Consider the following 10,093-nt stretch of genomic DNA (forward strand, 5'->3'; position numbering starts at 1 on the left):
GGAGAGCCCATGCACCCGACCCGCCCCCCCTTGTTGCTTCTCACCCTGCTGCTGGGGGGCTGCGCCTCCCCCGGCCATCAGCAGCTGGGGGCCGCGCTGAGCGGGCTGGAGGGGGAGTTGCAACGGCTGGAGGAAGAGCTGGCGGCCATGAACGGCCTGCACTACCAGAAGGCGATTGACGCTCCCTTGAGTCTGCGCCGCCGGCTGACCACCCCCGTCCCTACGGCACAAGGGCTGCTGCCCAGCCACAGCACGCTGACAGACGGCCCCCTGCTGCGCTACGACTACCGGCTGCCGGCCGGCATGGCCAGCCTGCCCCTCACCGAGCCCTGCCTGCGCTACGAATTCGAGCTGCGCCACCTGGGCCGCCTCGGCCAGCTCGCCCTGCACTGGCAGGGGGCGGCGGGCTCTGGGGAACAACTGATCCAGCAGCGCGACTGCCCCTTTTCGGCCAAAGGGCCCGGCCTGCAGTAGGCCCGCCGCCAGCCGACCTGCCCCTATGGTCAGTTGAAAGGGGTGAAGGCATCTTGTAGCGTGCCAGCATCCCGACTCCTGCTGGAAGCGCCCATGAAACTGACTCCCCTGTGGCTGGCCCTGTGCAGCCTGCCCGTCCTGGCCTGCGGCCCGGATGGCTGCGAGACGCCGCTCACCCTGCAACTGACCGCCGCCCAGTGCCACCTGAACGGGCTGCCGTTCCTTTCCCCCGACAACGACACCCGCACCAACCTGGCGCTGCTGCTGGCCGATGAGCAGGCCTTCTCGCTGCCCAAGGCGCCGCTGCCGCTGCCCTTCGCCATCGAGGATCTGCTCAACCCGGCCCGGCTCAACCCGACCCAGGCCGAGCCGGCCCCCGCCGGGCCGGATCCCCTGCTGGCGCTGGCCGCCGGTCTTGGCATCGAGCAGAGCACCACCCAGGCCGCCCTGGAGCGGGCCGCCGGCTGGAGCGAGGGGCGCTGCATCAGCAACAATCCAGTCGCGGCCGAAGCCTTCCTGCAGGCGCTGGTCGACACCCCGGCCCTTGGCGCCGACGAGCGCAGCCAGCTGGCCCGCCAGCGGCTGGCCATGCTGGGCCAGTGCGCCCAGCAGGCCGAAACGGCCACGGCGCCGGAGGACAAGACCGCGCCGCTGTCGGCCGCCGGTCAGGGCTTTGCCGACTACCTGGCCGCCAGCCGACTCTTCTATCAGGGGGAGTTCGCCCAGGCCGATGCGCTGTTTGCCGCTCTCGCCGGGCAGGATCAGCCCTGGCTGAGAGAGACGGCGGATTACATGCGGATCCGGGTCGCCCTCAACCAGTCACAGCAAAGCGCCTTCGATGACTGGGGCACCCTGGATCGCAACCTGATTGACCAGGCTGCCGTGCAGCGCGCCGAGCAGTTCATTGCCGACTATCGCAGCCGCTACCCAGAGGGGCGCTATCTAGACTCCGCCAACGGGCTGCTGCGCCGGCTCGCCTGGTTCAAGGGGGACGAAGCGGCGCTGGCCGGCCTGTTCCGGCAGGTGAGCCGCCAGCCGGGCAACCCGGATCTGCTCAACGAAATAGACCTCAAGCTGTTGATGCAGCCCGGTTTCACCGGCTCAGCCGCCATGCCGCAGCTGACCCTGGTGCAGGATCTGCGCCGGCTGCGGCTGCACGAGAGCTGGGACGAGTGGCTGCCGCTGCAAAGCGGCGAGCTGACCCAGCAGAGCGCCCAGTTTGCCGGCAACCCGGCCTGGCTCGCCTACCTGCAACAGGCCGAGCGTTATTATCTGGCCAAGGATTATGCCGCCGTCATCGCCGCCGCTCCCGCCCTCGGCAAGGGGCCACTCGACAACCTGGCATTCAGCCAGCAGGTGCTCAAGGGCATGGCGCTGGCGGCCAGTCAGGCGCTGCCCGAGGCGGAGCAGCAGTGGCGCGCCCTGCTCGCCAGCCAGCCCACCCCCTTGCAGGATCAGCTGCTGCAACTGGCGCTGGCCATGACTCTGGAACGGGCCGGCCGGCTGGAGCAGGTGTTTGCCAAGGAGAGCCCCATCCAGAGCGATCACTACCGCATTCCGCTGCTGGAGTACGTGGCGCCGGCCCCGCTGCTGCGCCGCATGGTGCAGGATGAGCATGCCTCCGACACCCTGCGCCAGCGCGCCGGCCACACCCTGCGCTACAAGCAGCTGACCCACGGCGACTACCGGGGCTTCCTGCAGGATCTCGCGCTGGTTCCGCTGGCCGCCCCGTTCGACTGGCAAGGGAGCCAGGAGTATCAATGCCCGGCGCTCACCGCGGTGGTTACCACCCTGGCGGACAACCCCAAATCCCCCAAGGCGCTCAACTGCCTCGGCGAGTTTTTCCTGAGCCAGGGGCTGGACTGGGATCCGCTCCTGCAGCGGCCGGGGGCCGACACCCTGGCGGGCAGCCGGGATCTGTTTGCCGGTCAGCAGCGCAGCCGGCTCGACTGGTATCAACAGGTGATCGCCAACCCCAAGGCCGCCAAAGAGGAGAAGGTCTACGCCCTCTATCGCGCCATCAACTGCTACGCCCCGAGCGGCAACAACAGCTGCGGCAGCCAGGAGATCCCCCTCAGCCAGCGCAAGGGCTGGTTCAACACCCTCAAACGCCAGTACGGAACGAGCCAGTGGGCCAAGCAGCTCAAATATTACTGGTGATGCTGGCGCTATTGAGCGCCAAGGCCAACGCCGCCGTCGAGGCGAGCCACTACCGCCAGTTCTGGCTGTGGGCCGGAGTCAAGCCCCAGCCGGTGCTGCAGCAGGCAGAGCGGCTCTATCTGCATCAGGGGGAGATAGGCCCCCTCGATGCGCGCCAACCCGTGCGTTTTCAGGGGCAGGGCATAGCGCCGAGCAAGCTGCCGGTAAAGGAGCTCTGGCTCGCCTATCGGGTGGAGCGGCTCGACTGGGATGAGGCCCTGCTCAAGAGCCTGACCAACCAGCTGGCGGCCTGGCAGCGCAAGGGCAATGAGGTGCGCGGCATCCAGATAGACTTCGATGCCCGCACCCACCGGCTGGCGGACTATGGCGACTTCCTGCGCAAACTGCGCAGCCAGCTGCCCGCCGGCTGCGCCATCAGCATCACAGGCCTGCTGGACTGGACCCGCACCGGCGACGTCGCCACCCTCAACGCCCTCGTCGGCACGGTCGACGAGCTGGTGGTGCAGACCTACCGTGGCCGCCGCACCGAGCCGGGCTACGCGCGCTACCTGCAAACGCTGACGCGGCTGACCCTCCCCTTCAAGGTGGGGCTGGTACAGGGAGGCGAATGGGATCAAACGTGGGAAAGCAGGCTGGCCGACGAGGCGGCCTATGGCGGCGTGGTGGTGTTTCTTGTCAATCCGGCGCCCTCCCCCCACCGCAGGTGAGCTCGGACGAGGGGTTGACCGGCACGGCACCTCTGTAACAGAGTAATAGCTCTTTTTGACTCCATCACATGCCATACTTGTTCCGATCCTGAACCGGCCAAGGAGTGCCAAGGATGCAGATCCTCCTGATCGAAGACGACACCATGCTCAGCACGGCGCTCTCCCAGGGGCTGAGCCAGCAGGGCATAGCATCAACCCAGCTGACCCACTGCAAGGAGCTGGCAACCCTGCCAACCCTGCTACGCCAGCAGTCGTTCGACGCCATCATCTGCCACCAGAGCCATCACCAGGACCTGGAGGGAGTACGCATGCTGCAGGAGGCTCACTATCTGGGGCTACTGGAGCCGGGCTGCGTGCTGTTGTTGCTCAATGCAGACCCGGAGCCACTCCACTATCCCCCCTCGGATCTCTACTTTTCCCTGCAGCTGACCATCCCCTTTACCCAGGAGCAACTGACCACCCGCCTGCGCGAGCTGGTACAGTTGACCGGGCTGACCCGGGCCCTGCCGGCCCCCATGCGGCTCAGGGAGTGGCAACTGAGCTGTGCCCTGTGCGAGGACCTGCTCTATGAGCAGCAGAAGTATCGGGAGCTGGGACAACAGCTGGACCGGAGCAAGGGCTACATGCTGCTGCAATGGCAGGATCACTTCCATGCCTCCCAGCACTACGCAGTCTGTACCACGGAATATGACGCCTGGTGGCCGCGCAAGGGATTGATCTACGCCCTGCTGGGACTCGGCAGGCTGGAGAGTGCGCGCAAGGATCTGGCCCGCAACCGGGAGCGGCTGCCGCCGGCCCTGCAGCTGGAGCTGGCGCTGGCCTGTCTGCTGCACGAGGGGCAGTGGGAGGCGGCCTGGGACGTGCTCGGTCATCTGCTGCAAAAAAACGCCTGGCAACCGGAGTGGCGCCAGGCGGCCATTCTGCTGGCACTGCTGATCAAGGATGAGGGCAAGGCGCTGGAGCAGGCCAACGCCCTCAGCCTGCGCTTCTTCGGCGATCACAAGCTGCGGGTGTCCATCGATAACTTCATCCTCAATGCCAGCCTGGCGGTACTCTGGCACTATCCGAGCGCCGCCAGGATCAGCTCACTGCAGCAGGAGTATCGCTACCTCAACCAGGCCGTCACCCTGCGAGCCCACGAGGATGCCCTGCTCAAGGCGCTGATGCTAAGCCTGGACTACCGCTTCGACGAGGCCCTGCTGCTGCTGGCCAAGCACCCGCCGGAGAGTGCGCGGGACAACCACCTCAACCAGCTGCTCGGCTTCGCCGTCAGCCAGTTCTGCGGCCTGCCCCACCACGCCAAACGCTACCTGACCCAGCTCGGCCAGTATCAGGCCAGGGTCGCCCCGGCCCCGCTGCTGCAACAGTTGTTCAAGCAAGTCGTCATCGACTTGACGAAACAACTGGAGCGGCGCGAGCTGCGGCTGACCTATCTGCGCCAGGAGCGGCAGCGGGCCAGCGCGGCGGGCCAGCACCAACTGGCCGTGCAGTATGCGCTGACGCTGCAGGAGGAGTTCCCGGCCCTGCCTGGCGATGCCTGGCAGTTGCTGGAGCTGCTGCAACTGTGCTGGCCGGCCGGCATGGCAGCCCCCAGAGTGGCGCTGCTGGTAGACCGGCTGGAGCGGCGTCTCAACCACAGCGCCTCCTTCATGGAGCATCATGCCGAGGAGTACCAGAAGACGCTGCTGCAGATCCGCTCACACCTCAATACCCGCCTGCCCACCACGCCCCCCAACTAGGCCCTCAGGCCCGGCCAGCGCCGGGCCGCTCTTACAGCAAGCCCCGCACCAGGATCCCGCCGATCAGCAGCGGGGCCACCAGGCGCCAGCACCAGAGCAGGCAGAACCGCAACACTGGCGAGAGATCCGCCAGCACCATGCGATCCCCCAGTCGCCAGCCCAGCAGCAGGGTCAGCACCAGGCCGAACAGCGGCATCATCAGGTTGGAGGTGAGGTAGTCCAGCAGATCGAAGATGGTCTTGCCGACCAGGGTGTACTCGGCCCAGGGGCCGAACGACAGGCTGACCGGAATGCCGCAGGCCATGATCAGCAAGGTCAGCACCCGGCAGGCGCCACGGCGCGACCAGCCCCACTCCTCGGTGGTGAAGCGCACCAGGTGCTCCAGCATGGAGATGGAGGAGGAGAGCGCCGCCACCAAGAGCAGCAGGAAGAAGACCACCGCCAGCCCCTGGCCGAACGGCAGGTGGTTGAACACCGCCGGCATGGTCATGAAGGTGAGGCCGGGGCCGGCGGTCGGATCGATGCCGGTGGAGGCGAGCACCGGGAAGATCATCAACCCCGCCAGCACCGAGATGAGGCTTGCCAGGGTGACCACCCAGACGCCGGAGCGCAGCACGCCGTCACTGTTTGGCAGGTAGGCGCCGTAGGTGGTGTGTACCCCCAGGCCAATGGAGAGAGAGAAGAAGGCGAGCCCGAGCGCATCCAGCACCCCCTGGCCGGTGAGCTGGCTGAAGTCCGGCAGCAAGAACTGGCGCACCCCGGCCATGGCGCCCGGCATGGAGAGGCCGGTCGCCACCAGCAGCAGCATCATCACCAGCAGGGCCGGCATCATCCAGCGCAGCGCTCGCTCCACCCCCTTCTGCAGGCCTCCCTGCACGAACCACCAGGTGAGCCCGGCGAAGATGAGGTGGGTGATGATCGGCCAGAGGGGATCGCTCACGTAGCCGGTGAAGAGGGCGGTGAGGGCATTCGCCTCACTCAGGTTGAGCTCTCCGCCGATGGCCAGAGCCGCATAACCCACGGTCCAGCCCCCCACCACGCTGTAGAAGCTGTAGATGAAGAAGCCGCACAGGATCCCCATGTACCCCATCCAGCGCCAGTTCGGCCCCACCAGTTTGCGGAAGGCACCGAGCACCCCTCGCTGGCTATGGCTGCCGAGCAGGGTCTCCCCCACCTGCACCGCCACTCCCAGGGTGAAGCTGAACAGCAGAAACACCAGCAGGAAGGCGCCGCCGCCATTGGTGGCGGTCACATAGGGAAACTTCCAGATGGCGCCAAGACCGATCGCCGAACCGGCGGCAGCCAGCACATGACCGAGACGGGAAGACCACTGAACCTGGCTCATACAACCTCCGGGCAAGACAACATCGAATCGATACTCCATGGGTTACCGCACTGGGCGGGGCACAAAAAAGGCCGCCTGGCGGCGACCTTTGCAATGAACATTCAGACAAACTGTGCGTGCAAGGTCACCTCTCTTGCGAGCCAAAAAATCGACCGGGCAGTGCGCAGCGGGATGACATGAATAAGCGGGCCTGAATGCCAAATGGGCTCACAGCCTAAACCATGGAAAGAAAAATTGACACAACGCGATCAACTTTTTTTCATCCCCCCCTTCAAAACGGGATTCTCTGCCGCCACCGGCAAAGATCATCAGGCCGCCCAATCCCTTGAGCAATAATAGAGTTAGCCTCGGCAGGCCGGTCAGCGACCACCCGCGGCGACCCCTTTGCGCAACATGGATGCACCGACGTGACGCACCTGACCGGATACTGGATGAGCTGGCTGCTCCCCTGGCTACTGCTGCCCACCCTGGCACTGGCCACACCGCAACCTCCGCTGACCCTCATCAGCCACGAGCTGCCCCCCTTTACCCACACCAGCAACGGCAAGGTCGGCGGGCTGGCTGTGCAACTGGTACAGGAGGTCCAGCAGGAGATGGGGGTCCACTACCCCATCAAGATCTACCCCCTCAAGCGGGCGCTCGCCCTGACCCGGGTCGAACCCGGTTTCGCCCTGTTCGTCATCCTGCGCACACCCCATCGGGAGTCCCAATTCAAGTGGGTGGGGCCGCTGTTTCCGAACCGGGTGGTGATCTACCAGACCAGAGGCAGCCAGCCGCTGACCAATCTGGCCCAGCTGCGCAAGCTGCCGCGGGTCGGCGTGCTGCTCGGCAACGCCGATGACGAGCTGCTCACCCGGGAGGGTTACACCAACCTGGTGCGCTGCCAGACCATCGAAGATGCCATCGAGCTCCTGGTGCTCGGCAAGATAGACGCCTTCCCCATGGGGGATCAGATCATGCCGGCCATCCTGGCCAAGATGAAGTTCTCCCCCCGCAGCGTGGTGAACTCCGGGTTGCTGCTGCAGGAGAACTGGCTCTACATCGTCTTCTCGAAGAGCGAGGATGATGCCGTGATCGCCCGCTGGCAGGCCGCCGTCGACAAGGTGCGGGCCCGCCACCCACAGGCGACGCCGGCCCCCCTTCATCCCTGAGCCGGTTATACCAGCCCGCGTACCAGGATGCCGCCGATGAGCAGCGGTGCCAGCCAGCGCCAGCAGCCCATCAGCAGGGTGTGCCAATGCAGGGCCAAGCCGGCAGGCAGTGCCTGGCGACCGAGCCGCCAGCCCAGCAGCAGGGTGAGCGCCAACCCGAACATCGGCATCATCAGGTTGGAGGTGACAAAGTCGAGCAGCTCGAAGATGTTCTTGCCAAACAGGGTCACGTCCGCCCAGGGGCCGAACGACAGGCTGACCGGAATGCCGTTCGCCATCACCAGCACAGTGATCAGGCTGCAGGCGGCCCGTCGTGACCAGCCCAGACTCTCGCTGACGAAGCACTGCAGGTGCTCCAGCAGCGAGATGGCGGACGAGAGTGCTGCCACCACCAGCAGGGCGAAGAACACCACCGCCAGCCCCTGGCCGAACGGCAACTGCTGGAACACCGCCGGCATGGTCATGAAGGTGAGACCCGGGCCGGAGGCGGGATCGATGCCGGTGGCCGCCAGCACAGGGAAGATCATCAAGCCCGCCAGCACGGCGATGAGGCTTGCCAGCAATACCACCCAGAGGCTGGAGCGGCCGACCCCCTCGCTGGAGGGCAGGTAGGCGCCATAGGTGGTGTGGATGCCGAGGCCAATGGAAAGGGAGAAGAAGGCCAGCCCCATAGCGTCGAGCACGCCGGACATGCCGAGCTTGCTGAAGTCCGGCATCAGGAAGTGGCGTACCCCGGCCATGGCATTGGGCAGGGTGAGGCCAAAGGCCACCAGCATCAGGATCATGATGAAGAGGGCCGGCATCATCCAGCGCAGGGTGCGCTCCACCCCCTTCTGCACGCCCCCCTGCACGAACCACCAGGTGAGCCCGGCAAACAGCAGGTGGGTCAGCACCGGCCAGAGCGGATCCCCCACATAGTCGTTGAAGCGGGCGGTGAGGGCCGCGCCATCGCCATGCTGCAGACTGCCCGCCAGCGCCATGCCGGTGTAGCCCAGGGTCCAGCCGCCCACCACGCTGTAGAAGCTGTAGATGAGCAGGCTGCTGAGCAGCCCCATGGCGCCGACCCAGCGCCAGCGCTTGCCCATCAGCTCACCGAAGGCTCCCACCACCCCGCGCCGGCTCAGGCTGCCGAGCAGCGTCTCCCCCATCAGCACCGCCACCCCCAGAGTGAAACTGAACAGCAGAAACACCAGCAGGAAGGCGCCACCGCCGTTGGCGGCCGTCACATAGGGGAACTTCCAGATAGCGCCGAGACCGACTGCGGAACCGGCGGCGGCCAGGATATAACCGAGCCGGGATGACCATTGGGACTGCTTCATAAGAACTCCAACCGTGGGGCCCGCCACAAGGGGCCCAAAATGACGCTCAGAGTACGGGGGGGGCTGCGCAATCACAACGCCGTTTATCTGGATGAAACACGCATTATTGGCAGCACTGACTAATTAAATTCTATTTAGCGCGCAATCCTGCCAACAAATAAAAACCGGAGCAATTTTGCTCCGGTTTGGCACTGTGGTGAGCCCGGTTCGGGGACTAGATCACCCCCAGCTCCCGCAGCCGCTCCATCAGGTAGCTGTGGGCGGTATGACGCTCGGAGAGCACCACGTCCGGCCGCGGGTGGAGGAACAGCGGCAGGGAGATGCGGGACTTGGCGGCGCTGCCGCCGGTCGGGTTGATGACGCGGTGGGTGGTGGAGGGGTAGTAGCCGCGGGAGGCCTCCTGCAGCATGTCGCCGATGTTGATGATGAGAGTGCCGAAATCGCACGGCACGTCCATCCACTCGCCGTCGGACCCCTTCACCTGCAGGCCAGGTTCGTTGGCGGCGGGCAGAATGGTCAGCAGGTTGATGTCTTCGTGGGCGGCGGCGCGGATGGCGCCCGGCTCCTCGGTGCCGTCGAACGGCGGGTAGTGCAGCACCCGCAGCAGGGTCTTTTGGCTCTCTTCAATCATGGAAGAGAGCGGGCAGCTGTAGTGGGCGGCGATGTCGCTCGGGGTGTACTGCTCGACCCAGCCCAGCAGCTCGGCCGCCAGGTCGTTGGCGAGGCGGTAGTACTCCATCGCCTGCTCTTTCAGCTCGGCAGGCATCTGGCCCCAGGGGTAGATGTGGAAGTACTCCTTGATGTCCTTCTGGCTGTGGCCCTTGGCCACTTCGGACACCGACGGCGGGAAGTAACCGTCCTGGGTCTCGCGATTGAACAGGAAATCCTGCTTCTGCTCGCTCATGAAGAAGCGATACCAGTTGTCATAGATGGACTGCACCAGCTCTTTCGGGATGGGGTGATTGGTCAGCACCCCGAAGCCGGTGGTCCGCAGGGATTCGGTGAAGCGCTGCGCCGCGTCGGGCGAGCGGTAATCGACGGTCAGGACTTTCATTGTTTTTGTTACGCGCCAGTTAAAAGATGGCGCAGTTTACCCCGTGACCGGCGACAAGGAAAGGGCGCGGGCCGCCACGTCGCCAGCCTGCGCAAATAGTGACAAACCGCTCAAAAAACGGCGCCGGCCGGCGCCGCTTTTCAT

8 protein-coding genes are annotated in these 10,093 nt (G+C 65.7%); 5 read left to right on the plus strand and 3 right to left on the minus strand.

Annotated elements, in window-relative coordinates:
* Positions 1–9 precede the first annotated feature (9 nt).
* The 4 genes from CK627_RS22395 (at position 10) to CK627_RS22410 (ending at position 5,080) form a co-directional block, all read left to right on the plus strand.
* Positions 10–474 (plus strand): hypothetical protein, encoded by a 465-nt coding sequence (locus CK627_RS22395; protein WP_095593424.1) that lies wholly within the window; start codon positions 10–12, stop codon positions 472–474.
* A 93-nt stretch (positions 475–567) separates the two neighbouring features.
* Positions 568–2,634, plus strand: coding sequence for a PA5441 family protein (locus tag CK627_RS22400; RefSeq protein WP_167385410.1), 2,067 nt, complete (start codon positions 568–570; stop codon positions 2,632–2,634).
* Positions 2,604–3,341: a DUF3142 domain-containing protein gene (locus CK627_RS22405; protein ID WP_095593426.1), complete on the plus strand. Its 738-nt coding sequence runs from the start codon at positions 2,604–2,606 to the stop codon at positions 3,339–3,341. Before CK627_RS22400 ends, CK627_RS22405 begins: the two co-directional genes overlap by 31 nt.
* Positions 3,342–3,454: 113 nt before the next feature.
* Complete coding sequence (locus CK627_RS22410; RefSeq protein WP_095593427.1) at positions 3,455–5,080, plus strand: response regulator; 1,626 nt, start codon at positions 3,455–3,457, stop codon at positions 5,078–5,080.
* Between the two features lie 31 nt (positions 5,081–5,111).
* Here CK627_RS22410 and CK627_RS22415 read toward each other — a convergent pair whose 3' ends face one another.
* Positions 5,112–6,425, minus strand: a complete 1,314-nt coding sequence (locus CK627_RS22415; RefSeq protein WP_095593428.1) for a sodium-dependent transporter — start codon at positions 6,423–6,425, stop codon at positions 5,112–5,114.
* A gap of 431 nt (positions 6,426–6,856) precedes the next feature.
* Here CK627_RS22415 and CK627_RS22420 point away from each other — a divergent pair, with 431 nt between their 5' ends.
* Positions 6,857–7,576, plus strand: coding sequence for a substrate-binding periplasmic protein (locus CK627_RS22420; protein ID WP_095593429.1), 720 nt, complete (start codon positions 6,857–6,859; stop codon positions 7,574–7,576).
* Between the two features lie 5 nt (positions 7,577–7,581).
* Here the strand turns inward: CK627_RS22420 and CK627_RS22425 are convergent, their stop codons facing one another.
* Positions 7,582–8,895 (minus strand): sodium-dependent transporter, encoded by a 1,314-nt coding sequence (locus CK627_RS22425; protein WP_005304835.1) that lies wholly within the window; start codon positions 8,893–8,895, stop codon positions 7,582–7,584.
* Positions 8,896–9,109: 214 nt separating this feature from the next.
* On the minus strand, positions 9,110–9,949 hold the full coding sequence (locus tag CK627_RS22430) for an isopenicillin N synthase family dioxygenase (RefSeq protein ID WP_010636209.1): 840 nt from the start codon (positions 9,947–9,949) through the stop codon (positions 9,110–9,112).
* Positions 9,950–10,093: the final 144 nt, after the last annotated feature.

This window comes from Aeromonas dhakensis, assembly GCF_002285935.1.
GTDB lineage: Bacteria > Pseudomonadota > Gammaproteobacteria > Enterobacterales > Aeromonadaceae > Aeromonas > Aeromonas dhakensis.

What these genes read in the sequence shown, in the direction of transcription:
- CK627_RS22395 (WP_095593424.1), top strand. Translation starts at nt 10, where the DNA reads ATGCACCCGACCCGCCCCCCCTTGTTGCTTCTCACCCTGCTGCTGGGG.
- CK627_RS22400 (WP_167385410.1), top strand. Translation starts at nt 568, where the DNA reads ATGAAACTGACTCCCCTGTGGCTGGCCCTGTGCAGCCTGCCCGTCCTG.
- CK627_RS22410 (WP_095593427.1), top strand. Translation starts at nt 3,455, where the DNA reads ATGCAGATCCTCCTGATCGAAGACGACACCATGCTCAGCACGGCGCTC.
- CK627_RS22415 (WP_095593428.1), bottom strand. Translation starts at nt 6,425, where the DNA reads ATGAGCCAGGTTCAGTGGTCTTCCCGTCTCGGTCATGTGCTGGCTGCC.
- CK627_RS22420 (WP_095593429.1), top strand. Translation starts at nt 6,857, where the DNA reads ATGAGCTGGCTGCTCCCCTGGCTACTGCTGCCCACCCTGGCACTGGCC.
- CK627_RS22425 (WP_005304835.1), bottom strand. Translation starts at nt 8,895, where the DNA reads ATGAAGCAGTCCCAATGGTCATCCCGGCTCGGTTATATCCTGGCCGCC.
- CK627_RS22430 (WP_010636209.1), bottom strand. Translation starts at nt 9,949, where the DNA reads ATGAAAGTCCTGACCGTCGATTACCGCTCGCCCGACGCGGCGCAGCGC.